Annotated in this window: 25 protein-coding genes; 13 read left to right on the forward strand and 12 right to left on the reverse strand. The window is 40.2% G+C overall.

The genetic code is table 11. The features are described 5' to 3' along the window. Positions 1-46 precede the first annotated feature (46 nt). From EGC80_RS07810 to EGC80_RS07825, 4 genes are all read right to left on the reverse strand, one after another. On the reverse strand, positions 47-625 hold the full coding sequence (locus EGC80_RS07810) for a nucleoside triphosphate pyrophosphohydrolase family protein (protein ID WP_124012506.1): 579 nt from the start codon (positions 623-625) through the stop codon (positions 47-49). Positions 626-790: 165 nt separating this feature from the next. Further along, positions 791-1,375 (reverse strand): TlpA family protein disulfide reductase, encoded by a 585-nt coding sequence (locus EGC80_RS07815; RefSeq protein ID WP_124012505.1) that lies wholly within the window; start codon positions 1,373-1,375, stop codon positions 791-793. Next, complete coding sequence (locus tag EGC80_RS07820; protein WP_124012504.1) at positions 1,368-1,805, reverse strand: cytochrome c-type biogenesis protein; 438 nt, start codon at positions 1,803-1,805, stop codon at positions 1,368-1,370. Before EGC80_RS07820 ends, EGC80_RS07815 begins: the two co-directional genes overlap by 8 nt. Next, positions 1,802-3,769, reverse strand: a complete 1,968-nt coding sequence (locus tag EGC80_RS07825) for a heme lyase CcmF/NrfE family subunit (protein ID WP_233768619.1) — start codon at positions 3,767-3,769, stop codon at positions 1,802-1,804. Before EGC80_RS07825 ends, EGC80_RS07820 begins: the two co-directional genes overlap by 4 nt. Before the next feature lie 465 nt (positions 3,770-4,234). Between EGC80_RS07825 and EGC80_RS07830 the strand changes: the two genes are divergently transcribed. The 11 genes from EGC80_RS07830 (at position 4,235) to EGC80_RS07880 (ending at position 15,390) form a co-directional block, all read left to right on the forward strand. Next, the gene (locus tag EGC80_RS07830; RefSeq protein WP_124012502.1) at positions 4,235-6,259 is read left to right on the forward strand and encodes a multiheme c-type cytochrome; all 2,025 of its coding nucleotides are present in this window, start codon (positions 4,235-4,237) and stop codon (positions 6,257-6,259) included. Positions 6,260-6,345: 86 nt separating this feature from the next. Continuing rightward, a complete protein-coding gene (locus EGC80_RS07835; protein ID WP_124012501.1) occupies positions 6,346-6,777 on the forward strand; it encodes a rhodanese-like domain-containing protein in 432 nt (143 codons plus the stop codon). A gap of 70 nt (positions 6,778-6,847) precedes the next feature. Further along, positions 6,848-7,633, forward strand: a complete 786-nt coding sequence (locus EGC80_RS07840; RefSeq protein ID WP_124012500.1) for an FKBP-type peptidyl-prolyl cis-trans isomerase — start codon at positions 6,848-6,850, stop codon at positions 7,631-7,633. A gap of 44 nt (positions 7,634-7,677) precedes the next feature. Continuing rightward, on the forward strand, positions 7,678-8,418 hold the full coding sequence (locus tag EGC80_RS07845; protein WP_124012499.1) for a nitrite reductase: 741 nt from the start codon (positions 7,678-7,680) through the stop codon (positions 8,416-8,418). A gap of 69 nt (positions 8,419-8,487) precedes the next feature. Then, positions 8,488-9,195, forward strand: a complete 708-nt coding sequence (locus EGC80_RS07850; protein ID WP_124012498.1) for a 4Fe-4S dicluster domain-containing protein — start codon at positions 8,488-8,490, stop codon at positions 9,193-9,195. 1 nt (position 9,196) lies between these two features. Then, a complete protein-coding gene (nrfD, locus tag EGC80_RS07855; protein WP_124012497.1) occupies positions 9,197-10,144 on the forward strand; it encodes an NrfD/PsrC family molybdoenzyme membrane anchor subunit in 948 nt (315 codons plus the stop codon). Between the two features lie 94 nt (positions 10,145-10,238). Continuing rightward, a complete protein-coding gene (locus EGC80_RS07860; protein ID WP_124012496.1) occupies positions 10,239-10,763 on the forward strand; it encodes a nitrous oxide reductase accessory protein NosL in 525 nt (174 codons plus the stop codon). An 80-nt stretch (positions 10,764-10,843) separates the two neighbouring features. Beyond that, positions 10,844-12,121 carry a nitrous oxide reductase family maturation protein NosD gene (gene nosD / locus EGC80_RS07865; RefSeq protein WP_233768620.1) on the forward strand — a complete coding sequence of 426 codons (1,278 nt, stop codon included), beginning with the start codon at positions 10,844-10,846 and terminating at the stop codon, positions 12,119-12,121. A gap of 13 nt (positions 12,122-12,134) precedes the next feature. Beyond that, positions 12,135-13,037: an ABC transporter ATP-binding protein gene (locus tag EGC80_RS07870; RefSeq protein ID WP_124012495.1), complete on the forward strand. Its 903-nt coding sequence runs from the start codon at positions 12,135-12,137 to the stop codon at positions 13,035-13,037. Between the two features lie 9 nt (positions 13,038-13,046). Continuing rightward, positions 13,047-13,898 (forward strand): ABC transporter permease, encoded by an 852-nt coding sequence (locus tag EGC80_RS07875; protein WP_124012494.1) that lies wholly within the window; start codon positions 13,047-13,049, stop codon positions 13,896-13,898. A gap of 214 nt (positions 13,899-14,112) precedes the next feature. Next, a complete protein-coding gene (locus EGC80_RS07880; protein WP_124012493.1) occupies positions 14,113-15,390 on the forward strand; it encodes a winged helix-turn-helix domain-containing protein in 1,278 nt (425 codons plus the stop codon). 206 nt (positions 15,391-15,596) lie between these two features. On the opposite strand, the gene fre is transcribed toward EGC80_RS07880, so the two are convergent. Together fre and ubiD are read right to left on the reverse strand one after the other, a co-directional pair. Then, the gene (fre, locus tag EGC80_RS07885) at positions 15,597-16,295 is read right to left on the reverse strand and encodes an NAD(P)H-flavin reductase (protein ID WP_124012492.1); all 699 of its coding nucleotides are present in this window, start codon (positions 16,293-16,295) and stop codon (positions 15,597-15,599) included. A 79-nt stretch (positions 16,296-16,374) separates the two neighbouring features. Beyond that, entirely contained in the window at positions 16,375-17,856 is a 1,482-nt protein-coding gene (ubiD, locus tag EGC80_RS07890) for a 4-hydroxy-3-polyprenylbenzoate decarboxylase (RefSeq protein WP_101034036.1), read from the reverse strand. A gap of 153 nt (positions 17,857-18,009) precedes the next feature. On the opposite strand from ubiD, the gene EGC80_RS07895 reads away from it, so the two are divergent. Further along, positions 18,010-18,594, forward strand: a complete 585-nt coding sequence (locus EGC80_RS07895) for a hypothetical protein (protein WP_124012491.1) — start codon at positions 18,010-18,012, stop codon at positions 18,592-18,594. Here the strand turns inward: EGC80_RS07895 and EGC80_RS07900 are convergent. Beyond that, positions 18,564-18,812 (reverse strand): diguanylate cyclase domain-containing protein, encoded by a 249-nt coding sequence (locus EGC80_RS07900; RefSeq protein WP_124012490.1) that lies wholly within the window; start codon positions 18,810-18,812, stop codon positions 18,564-18,566. The two genes, EGC80_RS07895 and EGC80_RS07900, sit on opposite strands and share 31 nt — an antisense overlap. 43 nt (positions 18,813-18,855) lie before the next feature. Between EGC80_RS07900 and EGC80_RS07905 the strand changes: the two genes are divergently transcribed. Beyond that, complete coding sequence (locus EGC80_RS07905; protein ID WP_124012054.1) at positions 18,856-19,887, forward strand: IS630 family transposase; 1,032 nt, start codon at positions 18,856-18,858, stop codon at positions 19,885-19,887. Here EGC80_RS07905 and EGC80_RS07910 read toward each other — a convergent pair. The 5 genes from EGC80_RS07910 to mgtE form a co-directional block, all read right to left on the reverse strand. Continuing rightward, positions 19,850-20,995, reverse strand: coding sequence for a diguanylate cyclase (locus EGC80_RS07910; protein ID WP_124012489.1), 1,146 nt, complete (start codon positions 20,993-20,995; stop codon positions 19,850-19,852). The genes EGC80_RS07905 and EGC80_RS07910 overlap by 38 nt on opposite strands. A 3-nt stretch (positions 20,996-20,998) precedes the next feature. Then, positions 20,999-21,979, reverse strand: a complete 981-nt coding sequence (locus EGC80_RS07915; protein WP_164839437.1) for an ABC transporter substrate-binding protein — start codon at positions 21,977-21,979, stop codon at positions 20,999-21,001. Between the two features lie 1,055 nt (positions 21,980-23,034). After that, positions 23,035-23,286 (reverse strand): transposase, encoded by a 252-nt coding sequence (locus tag EGC80_RS07920; RefSeq protein WP_124012487.1) that lies wholly within the window; start codon positions 23,284-23,286, stop codon positions 23,035-23,037. Positions 23,287-23,305: 19 nt separating this feature from the next. Then, positions 23,306-23,458 (reverse strand): hypothetical protein, encoded by a 153-nt coding sequence (locus tag EGC80_RS22410; RefSeq protein ID WP_157822248.1) that lies wholly within the window; start codon positions 23,456-23,458, stop codon positions 23,306-23,308. A gap of 522 nt (positions 23,459-23,980) precedes the next feature. Further along, positions 23,981-25,345 (reverse strand): magnesium transporter, encoded by a 1,365-nt coding sequence (gene mgtE, locus EGC80_RS07925; RefSeq protein WP_101034040.1) that lies wholly within the window; start codon positions 25,343-25,345, stop codon positions 23,981-23,983. Positions 25,346-25,434: the final 89 nt, after the last annotated feature.

Here is a 25,434-nt window from a genome sequence, read left to right on the forward strand (position 1 = left end):
AGTCAATCAGTACTACCAAGTGAAAACCCAGTCGTTGATTTGTTGATTAGTTTCGTACTAGTTTGGTTAAGTCTGCAGGGCGATAATAAACTGACTTTAATACTTTGCCTTGGCGCACAACTTTACCTGCCATTTCGACGTCTTTAGCGCACTTAGCAATAATAAACTCACCTTTAGTGCTACCGACAATCTCGACACCTTGTTTAGCGTAATGGGCAATGGTTTCGTCGAGTTCTTTGTGGTTGCGGCATACTTTACTCATGTTGCTTGAGTGCACTTCATCCCAGCATTGAATAAAATCAATTTGACGGTTTTTAGCGACGTTGAGCAATAAATCGATAAGGTAACTGATCTCAAGGCGATCGCTTACCTGAGACGCACCTAAGTGCACTAAACGGCCCATTAACACATAAACAGAGTCAACAATCGCATCGGCTTGTTCGATGCGAGAGTCGGCTTCAGCAAGCTCGGTCATTTCTTCAATAATTAATGATGTGTGTAAGGTATCTGCTTTGTCGTCTAGGCTAGCACTGTCATTAACCGGTAAATCAAAAGTGCTGCGAAACTCAAAAATGTCGCGATATAAATGGTTAAAAATGGATTGGTCTAAAACAGATAACTTCATTATAAAATAAGCCTAAAAATTGAAAAAATGGTGATAATGGTAATGAATTAAGGCGGAATCTACAAGGAAAACGGCGACCTTCGGTCTGCCGTTGTTGAGATAAAAAGAACCGCCCTAGAGAAGTCGGGATTGGACAGTAGTTGAAAATCACCTTGAACTATGAAATTACAGTTTGGTGTACTTAGCAATAAGTCTATCTAAATAAGGCTGTATGTCGTCGTCTGTCCAATCAATATAACCACGAACAAAACCAACAAGATTGCCTTTTCCATCCAGAATGAAGCTGGCTGGGATTAAATCTGCAGGCATGATGTAGTCGATGTTTTTTTCAGGGTCTAGCCATGTTTCATAGCCTGTAATACCGTGCGCTTTAAAGAAAGGAGCAATTGCATTGGTATCTTCATCGATTGATATTGGTAAAAGGACAAAATCTTTGTCTTTATTTCGTTGCTGTATTTCCTGCATAGCCGGTATTTCTTTAGCACAGGGGGCGCACCATGTTGCCCATAAATTTACCATCACTAACTTGCCGTGATATTGCTGCAAATCTACCTTATTTTTCTGTTGATCCATAAAGTGTATATCAGCAATCTTTCTAGCATGATGCAGTTCAACAAAGCGCGACATTACCAGAGGTTTTTCAATAGGGTCGCCGGTTTTATAGACTCTAACATCCACAGGTGACGCAGGTGCATTTAAATGAATACTGGCGGTAAGGATTAACAGTGTTAAAGGAAGCAATTTATTCATAATTTTTCTCGTCTATTACAGATTTTTCGTTAGCTGATTGCCGTTTGTGTTGTGTCATTACCCAGCTAATACCGCCGACAATGGACAGAATAATCAACATAAAAGGTATGAGCCATAGTGCGAATGTGCCGCTATTGATGCTTGGGTTATAACGGATCCTTTCACCAAAGCGTGCCACCATAAAATCAATGATTTGCTGTTTAGATTGACCTTCATCTAATTGTTTAAAAATGTGGCCTTTCAACTCATTAGCAATTTGTGTTTGTGAGTCAAAAAGACTGCGATTATCAGAAGAAGGGCAGCGAAGCTCTTGGGCAATCTCAAAACCCAATTTGCGCTTTTCTTCTGGGCTATACATTGCGGTATCAGCGAGTACTGACGGAATGAACACACACAGTAATATTGTTATCATCATGACTCTTAAATTCATGAGATGAGTTCCTGTAAAGTGTAAGTGGATGGTAAAGTCTTTAACTGTGTGGTGGGTTGGTGATAGCGGCTTGTTAATACGATAAAAAAACCGCCAAACATCATTAATATCGCGCCAATCCAAAGCCAGCTCACCATAGGTTTATAGCTGATACGGATTAAGTATTCAGTCTCATTTAACTTGGTGCCCATTGATACATATAAATCTTGAAACGCCGTAGAGTAAACACTAGCGGCAGTGGTTTGCATGCCATTAGTTTTAAAGGTTTGACGTTGAGGATAAACATAACCCACGGTTTTTTCGTCTAAATCCATAATACGGATATTGGCTTGCAGGGCATCAAAGCTTGTTGCCGTTATCTGCTGGGTTTGCTCAAATACAAAGATATATCCGGCCAACTCTCTGCCTTGACCTGGCCCCATACTTAGGACTTCTTCTTGTTCAAAATGAGAGACAACAGTACCCGCAAGAATTGCTATTGCAATGCCAAAGTGCGCTAAGCACATGCCAAAAAAGCGGTATGATTGAGTGGTTTTTGTTTTACTTTTAAGGAGCTGATACATCGCGAGGCAAGTGCAAGCTATAATCCATATAGTGGCCAGTAAGCCAAAGAAAAACCATGCATTAGTACGCTCTGTATTGACACTGATAAGTATCACTAGTGCAACACAAACGAATAGCAAAAGCAGTGGGCGTTTTAAGCTGGATAATTTTTCTTGTTGCCAACTTATCAAAGGTGCTAATCCCATCAGGAAACTCAGGATGAAAATAATGGGCACAAAAATACTGTTGAAATAAGGTGCGCCGACTGAGATTGTGTTGTTAGTGATGACGTTATAAATAATTGGGTAGTAGCTGCCTAGTAGCACCGACAGACCAGCTACCACCAATAAGAGGTTACCAAGCAATATAAGTGTGTTTTTGGAAAAAGGACTGAACCTGTCTTCTGCAGTTATATAAGAAATACGGCTTGCAAATAACGCTAAAGCTCCACCAGATAACACCACAAGCAGAAAGAGAATTGACATACCACGGGTGGGATCAGCAGCAAAGGCATGCACAGATTGTACAACGCCAGAGCGAACGATAAAGGTGCCAAGTAAGCTAAGTGAAAAAGCCAATATCGCTAAGAATAGCGTGAATTTTTTACATTGCCCTAAGCGCTGAGTCATGGTTACTGAATGCACTAAAGCTGTCGCCACAAGCCATGGAATAAACGAGGCATTTTCTACAGGATCCCAAAACCACCAACCACCCCAGCCAAGTTCGTTATAAGCCCACCACGAACCAAACGCATTGCCACCGGTTAGAAACACCCACGCCATAATAGCCCAAGGGCGCATATATTGTGCTTGTTGTTGGGTGAATTGTTTTCCGAGCAATGCGGATACTGAACTTGCAAAGCAAACCGTTAAGCCGACATAACCGAGGAACAATAGCGGTGGGTGAATAATTAAACCGATGTTTTGTAATATTGGATTTAAGTCTCGGCCTTCAATTGGAAAGTTCGGTAGAAGCCTAACAAAGGGGTTTGATGTGAAAATGATAAATAAACTAAAACCCAAAATGACCAAGGCTAATACCGATACGGTACGGACAAAAAACGCTTCATTATTCTCTGTCTTTCTATTGGCGATTAATGCCGTCCAAAATGCAATGGCACTGACCCAGAAAAGCATTGAACCTTCATGGCTTCCCCAAACTGCGGCAATTTTATAGAAGGTGGCCAGTTGAGTATTAGAGTGGTTCGCCACATAAGCAACAGAGAAGTCATTACAGATAAAGCTAAGCGTTAGGCAGGTAACTGCAGCCATAAAGGCTAATAACATCATATTACTTAATGGACGGTAATAGCTGATTAAATATCGGTTGCCTTTATATAACCCGAATAATGGAATGGTGGCCAATAATAATGAAAGGCTTGTGGCTATGATTATCAGTAAATGTCCAATTTCTGGGATCATCTTATATATACCTAGTTATATTAATCATGTATGTAGTTAATTTTTACTCATTGGTTTTTACTCATTGAGTCGTGAAATTTGATAATTAAAAAACTTAATGAATAAAGTTAAATAAACATTATCTTTGTTGATGTTTATTTTCTGTGAGGCTGATCTTATTCGTATTTCAATTATTTTAAGATGAGAGTTTTTTATATTAACAAATATATTTTTAGATTTTTTTATAGCTAAAAAATCGGTATTTTTATATAAAAAATAATCTAAAATAAAATCCAAGTTATTGTAATTAAAGACTTTATTTTGTTTTATGTTTTGTTATTTCTGAGTCGTTTTTCTATGTGATCTTGCGCATGGTTAGCCCTGTAATTACCTTTAAAATGCCTCTTGCTCAAATTAATTATATCGTTCGCTGAACTGCCAGGTTTGGTGGAGAAAAATAGAGTAATGATGATGAGGATTGGGACAATGAAACAGGGTAAATACAAGCTAGCTGCACTCAGTGTGCTGCTTTGTCTTGGCGCTGTAGGTACTGTTAATGCAGGCGGAAAGGCAACAAGTGAAAAGTCGATGGGGCATACCGCATTAGAAGTAATTGAACATTCTAATGGTGTTGAAAAAACTAAAGGGGTTAAAACACTACAAGATTATATTGTTCAGGAAAAAGAATTATTTGATTTTCTTTTTCAAAATCACCCATTATTTAAATATCATGAAGAAGGTAATTTAATTGGTGAGTATCATGTAAGCGACCGGGGTGAAGAATATCTCGATACTGGTAATAGCCCTGTATATAGTGAAATGGTTGGTCGCCCAAGTGCGGTTCAATATCGTTTAGGCGCGAAATCAATTCTTGATTATCCAAATAAGTTTGTTGGTCCTGAAAAATGTGGTGAATGTCATGCTGTCCAATATGAAGCATGGAGCCGCTCTCGTCATGCGAAGACAATTCGTTTCCCTGGCGACCATCCAGAAGTTGATAACGATCTTAAAAAGCCAATGTATGGCACTAAAGATACGTCTATCTTAGCTGACGGTATTACGCCTGATGCCATCTATGCAACTGTCGGTACGCCTCGTACTAAATATGGTTTCATCGATAGTTACCTTGTTCGTGGCACATACCATATTCGTGATGGTTTACTTATTGAAGGCACCGGTAAAATGGTCGCTGGTGGTAACCAATTCTCACGTGGTTGGGCCGAATGGTTAACCCCTGCCATGGCGGCAAAAATCAATGCTGTTATCCCTGAGTTCCCAGCCACTAACGACGGTAAAGCTTTTGGCGCAAGTGGTTCTCATCAAATCGGCATGAGCTCATACGGAGCGAAATACGAAAAAGAAATGCTGTTCCAACCAGCAAGTTCTTATTGTGAAGTGTGCCATAGCTTCAAGTTTGATTTCCAATCTAAAGATGAATACTTTGCCGCATTAGGCGACCCTAAAAAACTACAAGAACATACTATTTCTAAAGGTATTGCCTGTGAAGAGTGTCATGGCGCTGGGGGTCACTTAGACGGTGGGAATGGCGGCGGAATGCCTTCTAACTGTGAGCGTTGTCATCAACGTTTTAATTTTGTACCTGATTTAGCTAAAACAGAGAAAGGTAAAGAGAAGTTAGAGTATGCATTTGGTGTGAAAATGAAGTCTGCATGTCCATCATGTGGTACTGAAGGTTCGCAAATGTTCGCTTCTATGCATTATGAAAAAGGCATGCGTTGTTCTACTTGTCATGATCCACATGAAGTAACAAGCAACGATTGGAAGTCTGGTTATACCAAACCAAAAATGAAGAAAGAGTGCTCTGATTGTCATGCTGCACAAGCTGAAATCGTAGAGAACACTAAGTCTCATAGCGAACAAACCTGTACAAGTTGTCATATGCCGAACATGGGTAGTTGTGAAAACTTCACTGCTATGCAGTTCCCTGACCAAGCAGGCTTCGACGCGGTGCGTAAGTCGCATATGTGGAAGATTGAAATAGATCCAACTAATAAGACTCTTAACCCGCCTGAAGGTGAGCCTCGTGTATCAAGTACTAAAGGTTGGACTGTTGCTAAAAATGCAAACGGTAATAACTACTTAGACTTAATGTGGTCATGTGCACGTACTGCAATCTCTGATGATAACGTTGTTAATGGCAAAGGTTGTCATAGTCAGTTCCAATCCGAACTCGATCCAAGCTTACATTACGAAGACCAACAAGAGATTTATGGTGAAGTGATGAAGTGGCAAACACCGATTAAAGACACCTACGCTCAGGTTGTGGTTGCACTGGATGGTATCGATAAACTGCTAGAAGTCACTAAATTATCCGTTGAAGATAAATCACAAGTACTTTTACTTACTGATAAAGCTCAAGATGCTGTAACGCTTCTTAAGAAAGACGGTTCTTGGGGGGTGCATGGTGCACGTTATAGCCAAAAACGTATCGATGCTGCGATGACATATGTCACCCAAGCTCAAGCAATTATCAATAAAAATAGTATGTAAATCAATAATGGTTTCCCGCAATAGCGGGAAGCCATTTACCGATATTCCGACATCGCTGTGATGACGAGATATGTAGAGAGAATGTAATGAAAAAACTACTTAGCACCATTTTGATTTCAGTGTCGTTGTTAGTCGTATTTAACACTCCAGTATTCGCTGGCGGCGGCGGAGAGATGACTCTTGCTCCAGTATATGACATTCAGCTTAACCCGATCTCAATGCGTGAGGCTGAGACGTTAATAGGCAAAGAGGATGTTTATTTTTTTGATGTGAACACGATGGAGTTATGGGCTGAAGGATATATTCCGGGTGCTATTTATTTCAACGTTAAAAATTGGAAAAAACTACTTCCAAAAAATAAGGATGCCGTAATGATTTTCTACTGTGCAAATCCTTTATGCACTTCCAGCGCAATGGCGGCCAGAGAAACTGTGAAAATCGGTTATACCGGCGTTAGGCATATGAGCGAGGGCATTTATGGATGGCGCTTATCAGGTAGGCCAACAGAGAAACCATAACCCTTTATTTCAGATTAATAGCTATTGGTAATTTACTGATAGGTAAAACTCAATAATGTGAGAATTCTTTATGAAAAATCTTAGCAAAAGTGCGTTAACCATTGCGACGTGTATTTCGTTAGTACTATCAGCCAGCAGTGTTGCGAGTGATGGATTGGCAAGTGATGTTGAAAAACAGTCTTATAGTATAGGCGCTTCGGTAGGTAATTATTTATCAAACCAAATTTTTAATCAAACAGAGCTAGGTGCAAAAGTCGACGTTCAAGACGTTATTGATGGAGTGATTGATGCGTTAAAAGATCAGCAAAAAATCACTGATGAGGACGTCATCACTTACTTGAATGAGCGAAGTGAATTATTGAATTTATTAAACACCCAAAAAGATGAAAAAATGGCGTTAGCAAGTCGTAAAGCTAGCGAAGATTATTTAACGAAAAACAAAGATAAATCAGGTGTAAAAGTGACAGACACCGGTTTGCAGTATGAAGTGTTAACCCTTGGTGACGGTATTAAACCTAAGGCTGAAGATGTGGTGACAGTGAAATACAAAGGTTCATTGATTGATGGCACTGTCTTTGAAGAAACCACCGAACCAGTGCGTTTTGCATTGTTAACGGCTATTGACGGTTGGGAAGAAGGTTTACGTCTAATGCCTGTTGGTTCAACTTTTCGATTCACTATTCCATCTGAGTTGGCTTACGGCGCAGAGGGCGCGGGTAATATTCCTGGTGAAACAGCCTTAGTGTTTGAGGTTGAGTTAGTTAAGTCCGAAAAACCAAGTGAAAAAGCCAAAGGAATGGGGCTGAGTGGTATGGGAATGGAAGGCATGATGAACCAATCAATAGCGGGTAAATAGCCTAGTTAACGTAACAACTTATTCAATTCAAAGAAGAGACACTTATGAATATTCTGGCCTTAGGTATTGCAATATGTCTGAGTATATTTATCGGACTCTTCTGGCTTCATCACAGTGCATACAACCGTAATTTGAGCAGTACTGTGGTGAAAAATAATAGCAGAGTGACTAAAGGTGTTAGCAAGGCTGTAAACGTTGAACTTGATGAGTTCAATGGTCTTGCTACCGCTCATTATCCTTTTGGGATGTCAGTCATCGTGTTGATCTTTTCGATATCTATTTATGCCAGTGGAGGACATTTTCAAGGTTGGGATCAGGGTAGAGTTGATGACAATGTGGATTATCTTGTCGCTGCTAACATCACGAAAGGGCGGATGCAAGTTGAGCAACAACCACAAGATGAAAGGGCACTTATGGCGTTAGCGCAGTCTTATGCCGAAGGCGGCTTATATGCTGACTCGGTCGGGACGCTAACCCAGCTTATTTCTTTGGTCGGCAACGACGCTGAACTCTTAGGGATGAAAGCAACATCAATGTATTACCGTGATACTCGCACATTCGGGCCTGAAACAAAGCAAGTGATTGATACCGCTTTGTCTATCCAAAGTGACGAGCTTCATACTCGAATGCTACTTGCAACAGACGCTTACTTAAATGGTGAGTATGCAATAGCCATCGAGCATTGGCAGATTTTACTAACAAACCAATCTCAACCTTTTAATCGACAATCTATTACTAATGCAATTATAAAAGCCGAATTTCAATTGGACGAAGTGAATCAATAATTTCGTCATTTGAATTTACAGCCGAACCAATAAATACCTGTCAGCCAATGCTGATATAGGGAGGGTGTTGTGAGTGAGAATATAGAGAGACGGAGGTTTCTAAAAGGTGTTGGGGCTGCTTCTTTAATTTGGGGACCGATGGGTTGTACCTCAGTTGAAGACGACAGTTCTAATACGAATAAACCTCATTATGTCATGGTGTTTGATCAAAACAAATGTACTGGATGTGGAGAGTGCAAGCTGGCTTGTAATACAGCAAACAACTTACCTGAGGGGAAGTCAAAGTGTTTGATGGAACATCAATCGGGTGGAGTAGAAGGTAAAGCTTGCCCACACTGTGGTAAAGACAAATGTAACTGCGAACGTAAGTTTGTACGTGTTTCTTGTCAACAGTGTAAAAATGCACCATGTGTCAGTGTATGCCCAACTGGTGCAGCACATAGAGATCCTAAAACTGGGATTGTGACCATGGATAAAAGTAAGTGTGCCGGTTGTAAATATTGTATTGGCGCCTGTCCTTATAATGCTCGTTTCATAAATGAAGATACCAATGTCGCTGATAACTGTGATTTTTGTTTAAGTAGCAAGTTATCAAAAGGCGAGTTACCAGCATGTGTACAGCTATGTAAATATGACGCATTGGTTTTTGGTGATATTAACGACCCAAACTCATATGTGAATAAATTATTGGCAGTCAAAGACTCTGTTCGTATGAAACCTCAGTTTGGTACTGAGCCGAGTTTACGTTACATACCAGTCGTTAAATTGGGGGTATAAGATGGACGGTTCAATGGAATTCACCATGGGGTTATCCAAAGGGATAGCGTGGCCATGGCCTATTGCAGTGTACTTGTTTTTAGCAGGGATCTCTGGTGGTGCTTTAGTTGTTGCGTTAGCTCTTCGGTTTATTAAATGCCAAACCGCTAACACACCTTTGTATAAAGCTGCCGCGTTAATTTCGTTCGTTACGATAAGTTTAGGTATGTTATGTCTAGTGTTAGATTTAACTAACCCTATGTTCTTCTGGCGTATTTTGGTGTTTTACAATTTAACTTCAGTAATGTCACTTGGGGTTATCGCGCTTTGTGCTTATATCCCATTAACAGCGGTGTTGTGTCTTTATGCCTTTGAAGATGACATAAAAGCTATTAAGGGGTTAAGCATACTATTGCCACTTATTAGTATGTTGAAGCCAATTCGTCGTCCATTAGAATTATTAACTTTGATTCTTGCTATGTCGGTTTGTGCATATACAGGCTTCTTAATTTCAGCACTAATTCGTTTCCCACTGATTAATACTGCAGTGTTACCTGCATTATTTATCGCATCTGGTATTTCTGCTGGTGCAGCAGCATCAAAAATGGTGTCGGTTTTAGTGTTTAAAGAAGACTTACACAGTAGTGAGTTAAAGCTGTTACACGGTGCAGAATGGCCGATCATGATTACTGAAATTTTGTTTATTGTGATGATTGCCATGTCACTTGCTACGGGTAATGAAGGTGCGCAATCTGCATTTTCTGCATTTACTAGTGGTGTATGGGCTAACTTGTTCTGGGTTGGGGTAGTTGGGGTTGGTTTCTTAGGCCCCATCTTACTTAACTTTGCCACAGGTAGAACCTTTAGCCATTCAGCCAAAGCGTTCTACTTATCAGGTGTATGTGTCATTAGTGGCATGATGTGCCTACGTTTGTTCATCTTATATGCGGGGCAAACTTACGGTATTTAATCAGTTTTGAGGGCTGCCCTTTATTAATTGACTCCCCCGCTGCTTTTAGGGGGAGCTCTTTCAATGTGATTGTTTACTGTTAAGTGTGAATTATATGAATAGAATTTATGTTTTACTGTTGTTTATCCCGATGCTATTTGCTTGCGGCCCTCAAAATGATGGGCTAACAATGCACAACTCTCAGGCTATTCACGATCATGACCGTTGTCATATGTGCGGCATGATGATCACAAAATACCCAGGACCTAAAGGTGAGGTGTTGTTAAAAAATAGTGATGTAATCCCCAAGTTTTGCTCAACTAGAGACATGTTCAATTTTATTTTACAGCCGGAGAATCAACGGCAAGTAAGCCAAGTTTATGTGCATGATATGGCAAAAACATCATGGGAAATGCCTAAAGATGATTCCTTTATTGATGGAGTAAAGGCTTGGTATGTTTATGGCTCGAATCGTAAAGGTGTTATGGGGCCTTCCGTTGGCTCATTTAGTAGTGCAGATGCAGCGCAAAATTTCGCTAATGAGTTTGGCGGTGCAGTGTTGGCATATGATGAGATCACACTCGAAGTATTAGGTGAAGGAATGTCGCACGAAAAGGGCATGTCACACAAAAAAACATGAGTCATTAATGCTAGTCTCAAATAAAGTGGCTTTTTATAAGGTCACTTTCATTGGGCACTATTACGTTTGAGTAGAGTGGTATGACAATGAGACTTGCTAGTTTGTTATCTATTTTTATGGGCATACTCATTCTGCCAAGTACTGCTGCTGAAATACAGGTGAAAGATCCACTAAGCTTACAACTAAAAATTCAGCAAGCACATTCTTATGACACGTTAGTCTTGCATCCAGCCGTTTTTCAGGGGCAATTTATCATAGATAAACCGCTCATTATTATTGGTAAGCCCGGCGCAGAAATAGACGCGTTGGGTTATGGCAGTGCAATAACGATAGCAAGCTCAGATGTTAAGCTTCGATCGTTAAAAATTGTCAATTGGGGGGCAGACCAATATGAGCTAAATGCCGCAATATTAATTAACGACGGCATTAATAATGTGTTAATTGAAAATAACGAATTATGGGGTCCAAGCTTTGGTATTCGAGCAGATAATGGTGATTTTTTATCGATTAAAAACAATGTGATTACTGGTAGCAGCCAAGGACATATTTTGGACAGAGGAGATGGTATTTACTTAAAGCGGGTCGATAATGCCGTCATTCAATTCAACGAGATTAAACATGTGAGAGATGGCATTTATCTTGAGTCAGGTAAGTATAGTTTGGTGAGCGATAATTACTTTGTTAACCAGCAATATGGCTTGCACTATATGTATACCGCTCATGATGAAGCATTTAATAATTATGCTGAAGATGTTGATGGTGGTTTTGCATTAATGAGTTCTGAGAAAATCAAGTTACATCATAATCGAGTTCAATCGGCCCAACGTTTTGGTGTGTTACTGAACATGACTAATCACTCTGAAGTATCTGCAAACCGGGTCAATAAAATTGTTAATTCACATGCGAAAGTTGCGGGAAGTGAAGGCCGTGGGATGTTTATTTACGGTGCACGTGATAATGCAGTGTTTGATAATAATTTTTCCAATAGTGAGGTAGGTATTTATATGGCGATGGGCGGTGAAGGCAATAAGATTTACCGTAATCAATTTATTAATAACCAGGCTCAGGTTAAATATGTTGGTGATAGCCTCGTTGAGTGGAGTTATGAACGTCAGGGGAATTATTGGAGTCGTTTCATTGGTTGGGATCTGACGGGGAATGGTATTAGTGAGCAGGCTTATCAGCCAAGTGATCAATTAGATCGTTTGTATTGGCTTTATCCAGAAGCGCAATTTCTATTAAAAAGTCCAGTCGCGCAACTACTTCGCTGGACGCAACATCAATTTAAAATTATGCCTGAATCAGGAGTAATTGATAGTTTTCCTATGATGAGCCCCCCCCAAGTTGATAGATTATAAAGGTAATCATTATATGCAAGATACCACTGCAATTTTAGTCACTCATTTAGTTAAACAATACGGCGATTTTTTGGCCGTTGATGATATCAGTCTCACTGTTAATGCTGGAGAAACATTGGCTTTACTCGGTCATAACGGTGCAGGTAAATCTAGTTTAATCAAAATTTTGCTTGGTATTGTCCCTGCCACGTCGGGTGAAATCTCGATGTTAGGAACGGTGCTTAAAAATGAAAAGCAACACCGGAAAATTAACTTGGGTTATTTACCTGAAAATATCTCGCTTTACGAGAAGTTAACCGGAAAAGAAGTACTGGAATATTTTGCTTCATTAAAGGGTGTTGCTAAAAATCAGGTGGTTAAGGTGCTCGAAGAGTTTGGTTTGGGTCAGGTGCAGAATAAGCCTGTTAGAACCTATTCAAAAGGCATGAAGCAACGCTTAGGCTTTGCACAGGCCATTTTGTCTGAGCCTGATATTTTACTACTTGATGAGCCTACAGTCGGGCTTGATCCTCAAGCGTCGCTATTTATGTATCAAAAAATTGCCGAACTTAAACGGCAAGGCTGCGCTATTGTTGTGTGCACTCATGAGCTCGCAGTGGTTGAAGGTAATATCGATCGTGCATTTATTATGGCCAATGGTAAAAAGCTAGCAAGTGGCCGGTTAGAGGAGTTACGTCAAGCCGCGGATCTTAAGGTGCATTTTACAGGCGATGATATCCTTGATGCCATTGCCCATGATGATTTTCTATCAAGATTAGCAACCAATAATCAGTTATGGGTTCATCAAGTTGATAAGCCGAGGATTATTAAGTACCTCACTTCACATCGTGGGGCCTATAACTTTTCAATTGAAGAGCCTGATTTAAGTGATATTTATCATCACTTCATGAATCTTCATCAACACAAAGCGGCATAAGGGGCTGTGATGTTTACAGCGGTTTTGGCCATTGCATTAAAAGAAATAAAAGATAACTTTCGAAATCGATGGTTTTTATTTATTGGCTTAATGCTGACATGTTTATCACTGCTTATCACTTTTGCGGGTTCCGCCGTATCAGGTGAATTAGTTGTGGCTGATTTACCATTACTCATGACCAGTTTGAGTTCAATGTGCGTGTATATTTTACCATTGACCGCAATATTACTGAGTTACGATAGCTTTATTGGTGAGGAAGAGTCAGGCACTTTGTTGCTACTATTGTCTTATCCGGTTACACGTTTACACATCATATTAGGTAAGTTACTCGGCCATCTTTGGGTGTTCAGTTGTACGATTGGTTGGGCTTTTTTTCTGACAGCCATTTTAGTGTGGACGTTGACTGCCTTCCCGATACAAGAAGTCGTAGTGGCCTTTATTCACTTAATACTGAGCAGTATATTGCTAACGGTATGCTTTGTGTTGTTGGGTTATATAGTGAGTTTGTTGGTGGTTGAGAAAGCCAAAGCGATAGCGGTGCTGTTATTTCTGTGGGTAATGATTGTGCTGGTATACGATCTTGTTTTGCTCACATTCATGGTGGCTGATTTACAGGGCTTTTCAAATGCGATTTTTCAGGTATTGATTTTACTCAATCCTAGCGATTTATTTAGGGCAATTATGAGCGGTGTCGTATTACCAGACATACCACCTCAAGGTGATGTGGTTCAACACCGAGGCAGTAATAGCATGTTAAGTATTGCTCAGATGCCCATCGCTGGGCTTTATAGTGGCTTACTATTATGGGTATCGTTTTTACTGATCGTGGGGCAGCAAATATTTAGTCGTAAACGCTTATAAGAGCATTTCATTTGTTAAGGTGTCATCAAATCAGTGTAAAGGTAAGTTATTGTAATAAAGTAATTTAAATGTGTCAGATTGAGTTTGTTATCACATTGTAGTACCGTTTTTAAATGTATCAGATTGAGTTTGTTATCACATTATAGCACCGTTTTTAACTGTACAATTTTGTAACAATTAAATTGGTTTATGATCATTATTCTAGGTGCATACGGTGTTAAAAATCACTAATTATTTATCACTTGATACTTCAGCTAAGCAACTGATTAATCATCTAAACAATGAGAAAATCCCGCTCACTTTTTCTGAACATGCCGTACTAACTAAACTGCTTGATTTTGAATGTAAAATTTACACAAAAGAAGAATTATTAGAGGCTGGCTGGCCTGATAGAGTCGTCGCACCAACGTCACTCACTCAGTGTATTAGTACCTTGAGACGTAAATTAGAGCCCTTTCAAGACATCCAACTAAAAGCGGTTGCAAGGCGTGGTTATCAGCTTCATATAAGTGAGCAAAGCCATGTTAAAGTCGTTTCACTGAGTGACAGTGACACGATTCGCGCCGCTTTTTTTGACGTGAGCTTATTGGTTAAAATTGCTGGTGCATTGGTTTTGTTTGGCATACTCATTATCTTTTGGTATGGCTGTGAATATCACCAAGTGCTGAAAATTACATCGCAATGGAAAAGTGATAAAGACATTGAGCTCAACATTGGTGGTATTCGTGAAAGTGCGAAAGTGTTCTATAAAAACGACACGGATCAATTGCATGAATCTAAATGGCAGAAGCACATTGCGCCAAAGACAAATCAACTTAAAGGTTTAAAGGGGTTTAGCGGTTTTGCTCTCACGAACGGCAGTTCTTATTCATTTGCTACTTGTCCAGGATACACTTTGAATGATTGTGATGGCCAAGGCATTATTAATATCACTATGTTAACCCCTGAACCCGCAGGAATTAACATGGAAAGTTTTATCCCATTATCTAAAAAAATGGAGACTCGAATTCGCTATAATCGAGTGCTTATTCCAGAAGGGGATATTGGCGATATTGTTGAGCATCATTACCATGCAGATGTATATTTTCCAATAGCTGGACAAAAGCTCATACGCGCCGACTTAAGTATTTCATTAGTGTATCAAGGTGAAAATACTGGCCAGATATACACCACGACATGCATTACCGATGAAGACTGTATAACGACACCGATAAAATTAAAAACCCGTGGGACATTTAATCAATATCAGCAATCAATTGGCGATGTTGATGTGGATGTGTTTTTTACCAAGATAGATCAAAAAGAGTTCATTAAGCCCGAGCACGTCACCGAATCGGCAATGCGTTTTTATCGTGAAGTGAAACGCATGGATATTCAAGAGGAAGAGCTTGTATTTTTTAGGGTTCATACCACTGAAAATACAGCCGTATGGATAATGCCATTTATGAGCGACTTAGTTGCTTGGAGTCGTTATGAAAGAGTACAATTTTAATCAGTTAAGCTACCCGGAGGGCATAAAAGCTTACATTTATAGCCTACTATCGTTGAGATATTATTTGGATTTTCACCAGATCTTAATTCGGTCTTCATTGTGAAAGTTGATTAACAACAATAAAAAATCGGATGAAACATTATCATCCGATGTATATCTTGGTCAGCTTAGTCAACTGACCAGTAAACTCTATGCGCAGTTGTTTATTACTTGATAAATGCGAACGCATCACCATATAAATGAGTTTCTTCAATCCCAAGTTCACGAAAAACTTCTCGTGCAGCCCCGACCATATCAAAGCGGCCGGCTATGTAGATGTCATAACCATTTAAGCTGACAAAATCCTGCTTTATTTGCTCAAGTAAATTTGCTTTTTTGCCTTGCCAAGTACTGCCTGCAAGTTCAACTACAGGAATAAACTCTAACCATGAATGGTCTGCATGCCATTGACGAGCAATCTCTTGATAGTACATAGCATCTTCGTTACGACAACCCCAATATAGCTGAGTTTGAATCGTTTCGCCGTTAGCAATCTGCGCTTCAACGATACTTTTAATGTATGAAAAACCCGTGCCGCCAGCAATTAAAATGCGCGGTCTATGGCTATCGCTACGTAAAAATGCGTCGCCAGCCGGGGCTTCAATATCAATATGAGTCGCAGTTTGAAGGCGTTCAACAACTTGCATGGGATAACTTTCGCTGACCGCAGCACCAATGTGCAATTCAATTAACGCAGCATTAGGCGCCGAAGCGATAGAAAAAGGACGTTTGTCTTTTTCACCCATGATCACAGATAAGTATTGGCCAGCCTTAAAGTCAAAGGCGGCTTCGGGTTTAAGGAACACTTGATACACAGCATCATTAAACGGGGTGACTTTTTCAATCTGACAACGAATGGTTTTCATCTAACGTCCTTTAAACCTTTTTATAATTTTTATCAATGAGTTAATTATAGCTATCTACGCCTTAATCAGATCACTGTGGTTACAATGTTGGTACATCTTCTATGCCAAGATCATCCCAAATTTGGTCAATTTTTTGTTTAACCTTAGGATCCATCACAATAGGGGTGCCCCATTCACGGGTGGTTTCGCCTGGCCACTTGTTGGTGGCATCTAAACCCATTTTAGAGCCTAAACCGGCAACGGGTGAGGCAAAATCCAGATAATCGATAGGGGTATTATCTACCAGCATGGTGTCGCGTGTTGGATCCATCCGGGTAGTAATGGCCCAAATAACATCTTGCCAATCACGGCAATTGATATCTTCATCAACCACGATAATAAATTTGGTGTACATAAATTGGCGTAGGAATGACCATGCCCCCATCATGACACGCTTAGCATGACCCGGATATTGTTTACGGATTGAAATCACAGCCATACGGTAGGAGCAACCTTCAGGCGGCAGATAAAAATCAATAATCTCTGGGTACTGCTTACGAAGAATAGGCACAAATACTTCGTTTAATGCCACGCCTAACATAGCGGGTTCATCGGGTGGACGGCCGGTATAGGTACTATGATAAATAGCATCTTTACGGTGAGTAATATGAGTCACAGTAAATACGGGGAATGAGTCGGTTTCGTTATAATATCCAGTGTGATCGCCGTATGGACCTTCTACTGCTTTCTCATCTGGGTCAATATAACCTTCAAGAATAATCTCGCTGGTGGCTGGTACTTCAAGATCGCAGCTAATGGCTTTACAGACTTCGGTACGTTCGCCGCGTAGTAAACCTGCAAAGGCATATTCACTCATGGAATCTGGCACGGGAGTTACAGCACCTAAAATGGTCACAGGATCGCTACCTAATGCCACTACGACAGGATAACGCTCTCCAGGATGAAGCTGTTTAAAGTCTTTAAAATCTAAGGCGCCGCCACGATGATCAAGCCAGCGCATAATCAGCTTATTTTTGCCCAATAACTGTTGACGGTAAATACCTAGGTTTTGTCTTTTTTGACGTGGCCCTTTAGTGATCGTGAGTCCCCAAGTAACTAATGGGGCGACATCTCCAGGCCAGCAATGTTGGATTGGCAACGAGGTTAGGTCAACTTCATCACCGGTTTTAACCACTTGCTGACAAGGCGGATTACGCACTGTTTTAGGCGGCATATTGAGTGCCTGCTTATACATAGGTATTTTGGCGATGGCATCTTTAAAGCCACTCGGTGGCTCAGGTTCTTTTAAGAATGCTAATAATTCACCGACTTCACGCAAAGCCAAAGGATCGTCTTTACCCAATGCCATAGCAACACGTTTAGGCGTGCCAAATAAGTTAACCAGTACCGGCATGGTGTGATTGGTAGGATTTTCAAATAACAGTGCGGGGCCACCCGATCGTAAAACACGATCAGCGATCTCCGTCATTTCTAAATGAGGGTCAACAGGATAGCTAATGCGCTTTAACTCACCATTTGCTTCCAAATGATCGATGAAGCTGCGTAAATCTTTAAAACTCATGTTTACCGCCTGTAAATCAAATCCAATATGGCGCGCACTATAGCATTTTTCTAATATAGGGTTAACCAATTTGATAGACCTATATTACTGATATCGACTTTAGCTATACTTAGGCTAAAATGGTAATAGTCAATAATGTGGTAGAGGTGACTTATGCGAACGAATAAGCAGTGGACTTTGATGCCATTATTCGGGCTTGGTTGTGTTGTTATACTCAGTATGGCGAGTTCAGCCAGTGCTCAGCCGTCGTTAGCGAATGAGTATTCTAATCGTGTTTCGCATTCTGTCAGCTCTCAACATAATCATTATCGCCAACACAATAATCATCACCGAAATCGTGATCCTTGGCGTTGGGGATTTGGTTGGGATCAAGGCTGGGGAGTTAACCGACATTGGGGCCCAAGTATCGGGATTAGTTTAAGTCATGGCAACAACTGGCGATATGGCTCATATTGGGGGAATGGTTATTCCCGTAGAAATAACAACGGTTTTTATCCCTATCAACATCAGTTAACTAGCGGATATCAGCCGCAAAATATTAAGCTTATCGACACCATTGTTGCGCCTCAACAGCGGACTACGACCCATATTGAGTATGCTTCGGGCTTAAGCCACCTACCTGCAAATGCTAAAGTGATCCAGCGTGCGAACGGGACAGTCTATGAGTGGCAAGGGGTTGAATATTATTTTGATTGGAACACTCAAACCTATGAGGTTGCTAAAGCAGAGACACCATGATTGCTGGTATAGAAACAAAATTCAATGCTACCGTCTGCTTTAGCTTGATACATTGCAGTATCAGCTGCGCTGATTAGCTCCCGACTATTTAAACCATGCTTAGGCAGTATACTAATCCCAATACTCGCCCCCACGTGTAAAATATGTTGGCCGATGATAATAGGTTGCTTAATACAGTCCAATAGCTGGTGTATTTTATGTTCTATACCCGTGATCATTGAAAATGCTTGATTTTGTCCCAAATGGGATCATCATAGCCCCATGAAACAAATTACACTCTCGCCAGAACAAAAAGTAGCATTGGAAACTCGACATAAAAGCTCGAGTGATAGGCGTGAGTGTGATCGCATTAAAGCCATTTTACTACGCGATGAAAATTGGCCAACGCCAATGATTGCCCAAGCGTTACGTATTCACGAAACGACCGTAGTTCGATACATTGATGCCTATGCTCACGACCAAAAACTCACGTGTAATAGTGGCGGCTCCTTAAGTTATCTGAGTCAAGAGCAAACTGAACTATTGATTGCACACCTGTGTGAGGTGACCTACTTGCATAGCCATCAAATAGTCGCTTATATCTCAGAACAATTTCAGATTAAGTACACAGTGTCAGGCCTCAATAAATGGCTGCATAAACATCAGTTCAGCTATAAAAACCCTAAAGGGGTTCCTCACAAATTTGATGAAGACAAACAAACGGCTTTCATTGAATATTATGAGCAACTAAAATCCTCGTTAACCCCTGATGAACCGTTATTATTTATGGATGCGGTTCATCCGACCCAAGCCACAAAAATCACCGCTGGCTGGATAAAAAAAGGCGTTGATAAACCGATAGAAACGACGGGAAGCCGAACCCGTATTAACGTGGTTGGTGCAATCCGACTTGGTCACTTAACAGAAGCGGTCATTGAGCAATATAGCAAAACGGTTAACGGTGCATCCATCATCGATTTTTTAAACCAAATTAGAGCGCGTTACTCAACAAGTGGTGTTATCCATTTGGTGCTTGATGGCGCTGGATACCATCGAAATGCCTTAGTGGTTAAAGAGGCTAAAAATCTGAATATAACATTGCATTACCTGCCGCCTTATAGTCCAAATTTAAACCCAATAGAACGATTGTGGAAGGTGATGAATAAACATGCGAGGAATGGGCAATACTTCGCAACGACAAAAGAATTCCGACGAAAAATCACTGACTTTTTTAGCATCACCCTCCCCGATATTGCCGATACACTCGGTGATACAATTAATGATAACTTTCAGAAATTAAAAACTGCAGTTTGAATTCACTTGAGTATATATCGATAGGCCCGGTGATCATATCGAGCCATACGATAAATTCATCTCCTCCGAATCGACCGACCATATCGGTTGCTCGCAAGTTGTTTACTAAGCGTGAGGCTATGATCATTATAACGTCATCGCCAATACTGTGGCCGAGTGAATCGTTAATGTCTTTAAATTTATTCAAATCAAGAAACAATAAAGCTGCTTGATCCTCGCCACGTAAATCTCTTGCGATCGCAGTATCTATTTTTTTTATAAACGCACGACGATTGTAAATCCCTGTTAGTTCGTCATGTTCAGCTAGGAAAATGAGCCTGTCTTGTTGTTCGATCAGTTTGTGGGTTTGACTGTCTACTTCTTGTTTTAACTCTTCTTTTTTGATCGTAATTTGGGCGAGTGATTGTTTCATTTTATTAAAGTTATCGGCAAGTGCAGATAACTCATCGGTATCAGTGAAATTAATCTGGCTGGTTAAATCCCCAGCAGCAAGCGCGTTCATCCCTTGTTTAAGTGAAGCCAATCCTTTTTTAAATCGAATCAGCGTTATAAAAGACCATGCCGTAACCAAAATCGCGAGTAGTAACAGTACGGCTCCAACGAGGTATAATAATTTTTGCTGTGTTTGACTCGCTTGTTTAATTGATAATTGATGAAGTCGGAACATTTCTTCGGTCATTTCTTCAATGGTCATGCTGTATTTAGCTTTAAATAATTGTTCGGCAATCAGTGTTGATGAAACATCGACTTGTTTGCTGTGGTAGCTATTTTGCGTATTGATGAGCTTTCTAATATTGCTATTGAGCTGATTAAGATTTGCGATAATGAGTTTTTGTTGTATCGCCCAGTTGATATCTTCTGCGAGATTTTGGGCCAGTTCTGTTTGGCGTTTATTCAGCTCTGAAAGCCCCTGGCCATCGGTATATTCTTGGTAAAGCCACAGCTGGCTTCGCAAGCTATCAATGTTGATCTGCAACTTCATTGAGTAATTGAGTTGGCGATATATTTGCTGCTGATAGTTGTGAATTTGGATCAGCGATAAACCAACAATGAACGTGAGAAGTGTGCAGAGTGTTGCGGTTAGCTTTAGGCGCTTAGATAACATCATAAATTACCATCCAGCCTCTGAATTCATAAAATCTTCAAGTAATTGACGATCGATAACTTGCCTGAAGTCGACGCTCTTTTCTGTCGGAACTAATTGATTGTCGATGGCCCATTGGCTTTGAATTTGAATGTTAGAAAAAAGTGCATTACTGAGGGATAATCTAAAAGTATAGTCATTCCAAGAATAATGCAGTTGGGAAGGATCGATATTCAAGATGCGACTAATGTCTACCTGAGCAAGATCTGAGTGTGTATGAATATAGTCTATTGCGTCATTAATTGCTTTGAGTAGAGCTAACTTTTCTGAGGCTGATAACGTCGTTTGTTTAAGCTCGATTAAGTTAAAGGATAAGTGATATAGACCGCGGCTATTGATGACTTTTGTATTTGAGGTTATTTGTTGTGTTAACAAATAACTTAATGGCTCCCAAGCTGAAATAATATCAACTTCATTATTTAATAATGCTGGAATAAGCTGATCTGCACGTAAATAAATGCGCTCGATAGGCTGTTGAGTTTTATTATACATAATCAGTAAACTATCGAAAAAAAACTCACTAGCACTGCTTTTTACTATCCCTACGCGGACGTTGGCTAGATTATTCAGCTGATGATATTTTTGCGGTACTAGGCTAAGTAATTTGAGATCGTTATCTGATTCGACAAAACTGGCTAATACGGAAAAGTTTGTTTGTTTAAAACTATTAAACATCACCACAGTTTCAGAGGCAGTGGCGAGATCCACTTGTTTATTGAGCAGCGCATTGAAGCATTTCACCCCACCATCTAATCTAACTAACTCAATATTAAGATTATTACGCTTAAAATAACCTTGTTGTTCGGCAATAAAAAAGGGTGCAGAAAGTGGCGTATTAGAAACAGCAATTTTAATCGGACCCTTTGCGGCTAAGGTCTTGATGGATGAGTTTTGATTAAGATCACAACCCGCAATGCCAATCGCGATTAGGCTCCAAAAAATAATCATTAACACTTTGTGCATAAGTGAGATTTCAGTCAAAAGATAAATAATGTTAAGTGTAGTTAATGTATTATTTTTTGTGAGAAATATTGGTCAATATAATCGTTTTTTTTTAATATTATCAATTAATAACGGAAATACTAAGCTTCTTGTTAATCATTAATTTACTAAGTAAAGTGATTCATAGTGGCGGCCATTGTGAAAATAAATATTATTTACCATTTAATTCAGATACTTATTTGTTAAATTAGTGAGACGATCACTGATGGACACCGAGCCATAACGGCTATATTTCGGTTAAGCTGTTTTATGCATGAGCAGAGAATGAATTCGATTGGTATTACTCCGACTAAGGTTAACTTATGAGTATGAAAAAGCCCCAATGCATCCTTTGCATTGGGGCTTTTGTTTGCATAGTTTATTTATATTTATATTATTATTTATGCTGCGGTGGTATCACCACCCTAACGCAATCATTGAGTATCAATTGAAGCTTTAGGGCGTTGCTCAAGCTCATTATTATTATTTGGCTTTGAGCTATCAGCCAAAGGCTGAAATAAAAATGACGTTATTGGCTATTACATCTGGGGAACCAATAACGCCTGAACTGTCAATAAAGCGGCAAGGATGCAAGTATTTTGCGCTTATTATTAGAATGTTTGTTGCTCTGTTATCAACTTGCTGGGGGACGAGTTGCTAACACTATCAAACATCCTTGCCAAAACGGTTTTGATATTTAGCTCTGTTAATGGTGACAATCGCGCCGTCAATGGCTAAAGCTAAAACACCTTAATAAAAATGACGTTATTGGCTATTACATCTGGGGAACCAATAACGCCTTAACTGTTATGTTAGCCGGCTTCCTTAACGACTAACGGTGGAGCAATAAAGCGGCAAGGATGCAAGTATTTTGCGCTTATTATTAGAATGTTTGTTGCTTTGTTTTCAACTTGCTGGGGGACGAGTTGCTAACACTATCAAACATCCTTGCCAAAACGGTTAACTGAATTTCCAGTCATTATGGCTTAAGATAGTTTAAACGCTATCTCAAGCGTATATGCTTAGCTTGCCATCGTATGTAACTGTTGACTTAGCTGAGTGATTTTTTGTTGTAAATGGGCTATTTCTGACACGATAGCGCTTTTGCTTCTCATTTGGCGAAGATCATTACTTCTTACCCATTGGTAAACGGTTTTAGCTGATACACCGTATTGCTTTGCTACATCAGACAATAATCTGTTATGGTTTTTGACTTCATCAATTACTTGTCTTTGTAATTCCACTGGATACTGTCTCGTATTTGACATATTCATCAAATAACCTCCTGCTGATTTATTTATGTTTGCCTGAGCGAGTTTCAACATCATCCCACTGGCTGCAACCGAGATGCGCTAAGAAAAAAATATTTTGTCGGCATTGTTGAACGATATTATTGAGCATGATACTGACCGATTTAATCTGACGACTTAAGTTAATTTTCTTCATCGCTATCTCCTACAACTACAATGGAATGCTTTACAATAAAACTACCTCTTAGTGGGTATGAGTTGTTATATGGAAACTTTGTGCCAACGTTGTAGGAAAATTTAATCTGTTATTTATCAAGTATTTAATATTTTATTGTCAATGGGTTATTACTTACCTATTGGTTAGTTTGGTGCAATTGCACTAAATTGGTGAAAGATGCTATGGCGATTATTTATCGCTGAAGTGGTCGATGCTGCACAGTATGGATGACCAATATGGCAGCAAAAGGTCATCTTAATGACAAGATGAGCAAGGCGTTATAGTCGAATGAGTTATTCCGAGTGGATGGTTTAAAAAATCATACAAGGAGTGGGTTTGATGATATGGCTTTAATGGACGTCATCTTGGTAAGTGATCCGGGCGTGAAGACGCATGTTAAACAGGCTAGCGATGTATGGCGGGGGCAAAGTCGTCCGGGGAATTGCGCTAGAGTTTGCAATTTCACTGGACGACATGGTGTGCACCAATCAAATGAATGAGCTAGTGGATTAAGAACAATGTGGCTAGGCCTAAAAATGCAAATAAGCCAACCACATCTGTCACCGTGGTTAATACCATGCCACCGGCTAATGCTGGGTCAATATTTAACTTTTTTAACATTATTGGAATAGTGGCGCCAGCAAAGCCTGCAACCGTCATATTAATCAGCATAGCACAACCAATTAACCCTCCTAACGCGATGTCATCTTTCCACAGCCATACTGCAAAAAATACCAATATAGACCACATTAAGCCGTTTAATAATCCAATGCTGAGTTCTTTACCAATCAACCAACGTGAGTTACTTTGGCCAATATGCCCAAGTGCAATACCACGGATCACCAGTGCTAAGGTTTGATTACCGGCAACCCCGCCCATACTCGGAACTATGGTCATTAAAATCGCGATGGTGGCAAATTGCTCTAAGGTGCCTTCGAACATGTTACTGACAGACGAGGCAAGTAACGCAGCAAATAAGTTAATCGTTAACCACAGGGAGCGTCTTAGCGTACTTTTTAGCACTGGGCCAAAGGTATCCTCATCATCATCCATCCCTGCCATCCCCATCATTGAATGCTCGGCATCTTCGCGGATCACATCGATAATGTCATCGATGGTGATCCGGCCAAGCAATTTTGCTTGGCTGTCGACGACTGGGGCGGATAGCCAATCGAGTCGTTCAAATTTTTGGGCTACATCTTTATCAGACATCTCAACCGGAATACTTTCTAACTCTGTGTCCATAATGCTTCGGACGGTTACGCTTGGATCGCAGGTTAATAAATCGACTAATCTTACTCCGCCTAAAACATGATCTTGACGGTCAACAACATATAAGGTGTCGGTAGTATCGGGTAAGTTTCCCCGTTGACGTAAATAACGTAATACCACTTCGATATTGACATCGGGTCGTAAGGTGACGGTATCGGTGTTCATGATACTGCCTGCCGTATCATCAGGATAGCGCAGTGCTTGTTCTACTCTATCCCTGTCCTGGCTGCGCATTGACTTAAGTACTTTCTTGTAAACACCATCGGGTAAGCTGCGAAGAATATAGGCGAGATCATCTGTGTCCATACCTATTGTGGCCTGGGCGAGCTTTTCTGGTGTCATGCTGCTAATGAGTGAATCTTTAAGCTCTTCACCTAATTCGTCAAGAATTTCACCCGCATATTGTTGGTCAATGAGTTGCCATAACACTTGTCGATTTTTGGGCGGTGATGATTCGAGAATTAGGGCGACATCGTTAGGTGACATGGTGTGCAACATGTTACGAGCATGAACAAACAAACCACTGTCTAGCGCTTGAACGAGTTGATTGAGGCGTTGTTCGGTTATCTCATTATCTAGGTACTCTTTACCCATATATCTACTTCCTATTCATCATACTTATATCATAAAGTATGTAATCATTCTGGGCTGCTCAGGTTTTTCTGTTTAAGGCGTATTGGTGC

The organism is Shewanella psychromarinicola (assembly GCF_003855155.1).
Lineage (GTDB): Bacteria > Pseudomonadota > Gammaproteobacteria > Enterobacterales > Shewanellaceae > Shewanella > Shewanella psychromarinicola.

Bases quoted from the DNA above. Each gene is read 5' to 3' on its own strand.
- EGC80_RS07810 (WP_124012506.1), bottom strand. From the start codon at position 625: ATGAAGTTATCTGTTTTAGACCAATCCATTTTTAACCATTTATATCGC.
- EGC80_RS07815 (WP_124012505.1), bottom strand. From the start codon at position 1,375: ATGAATAAATTGCTTCCTTTAACACTGTTAATCCTTACCGCCAGTATT.
- EGC80_RS07820 (WP_124012504.1), bottom strand. From the start codon at position 1,805: ATGAATTTAAGAGTCATGATGATAACAATATTACTGTGTGTGTTCATT.
- EGC80_RS07825 (WP_233768619.1), bottom strand. From the start codon at position 3,769: ATGATCCCAGAAATTGGACATTTACTGATAATCATAGCCACAAGCCTT.
- EGC80_RS07830 (WP_124012502.1), top strand. From the start codon at position 4,235: ATGAAACAGGGTAAATACAAGCTAGCTGCACTCAGTGTGCTGCTTTGT.
- EGC80_RS07835 (WP_124012501.1), top strand. From the start codon at position 6,346: ATGAAAAAACTACTTAGCACCATTTTGATTTCAGTGTCGTTGTTAGTC.
- EGC80_RS07840 (WP_124012500.1), top strand. From the start codon at position 6,848: ATGAAAAATCTTAGCAAAAGTGCGTTAACCATTGCGACGTGTATTTCG.
- EGC80_RS07845 (WP_124012499.1), top strand. From the start codon at position 7,678: ATGAATATTCTGGCCTTAGGTATTGCAATATGTCTGAGTATATTTATC.
- nrfD (WP_124012497.1), top strand. From the start codon at position 9,197: ATGGACGGTTCAATGGAATTCACCATGGGGTTATCCAAAGGGATAGCG.
- EGC80_RS07860 (WP_124012496.1), top strand. From the start codon at position 10,239: ATGAATAGAATTTATGTTTTACTGTTGTTTATCCCGATGCTATTTGCT.
- nosD (WP_233768620.1), top strand. From the start codon at position 10,844: ATGACAATGAGACTTGCTAGTTTGTTATCTATTTTTATGGGCATACTC.
- EGC80_RS07870 (WP_124012495.1), top strand. From the start codon at position 12,135: ATGCAAGATACCACTGCAATTTTAGTCACTCATTTAGTTAAACAATAC.
- EGC80_RS07875 (WP_124012494.1), top strand. From the start codon at position 13,047: ATGTTTACAGCGGTTTTGGCCATTGCATTAAAAGAAATAAAAGATAAC.
- fre (WP_124012492.1), bottom strand. From the start codon at position 16,295: ATGAAAACCATTCGTTGTCAGATTGAAAAAGTCACCCCGTTTAATGAT.
- ubiD (WP_101034036.1), bottom strand. From the start codon at position 17,856: ATGAGTTTTAAAGATTTACGCAGCTTCATCGATCATTTGGAAGCAAAT.
- EGC80_RS07895 (WP_124012491.1), top strand. From the start codon at position 18,010: ATGCGAACGAATAAGCAGTGGACTTTGATGCCATTATTCGGGCTTGGT.
- EGC80_RS07900 (WP_124012490.1), bottom strand. From the start codon at position 18,812: ATGATCACGGGTATAGAACATAAAATACACCAGCTATTGGACTGTATT.
- EGC80_RS07905 (WP_124012054.1), top strand. From the start codon at position 18,856: ATGAAACAAATTACACTCTCGCCAGAACAAAAAGTAGCATTGGAAACT.
- EGC80_RS07910 (WP_124012489.1), bottom strand. From the start codon at position 20,995: ATGATGTTATCTAAGCGCCTAAAGCTAACCGCAACACTCTGCACACTT.
- EGC80_RS07915 (WP_164839437.1), bottom strand. From the start codon at position 21,979: ATGATTATTTTTTGGAGCCTAATCGCGATTGGCATTGCGGGTTGTGAT.
- EGC80_RS07920 (WP_124012487.1), bottom strand. From the start codon at position 23,286: ATGAATATGTCAAATACGAGACAGTATCCAGTGGAATTACAAAGACAA.
- EGC80_RS22410 (WP_157822248.1), bottom strand. From the start codon at position 23,458: ATGAAGAAAATTAACTTAAGTCGTCAGATTAAATCGGTCAGTATCATG.
- mgtE (WP_101034040.1), bottom strand. From the start codon at position 25,345: ATGGGTAAAGAGTACCTAGATAATGAGATAACCGAACAACGCCTCAAT.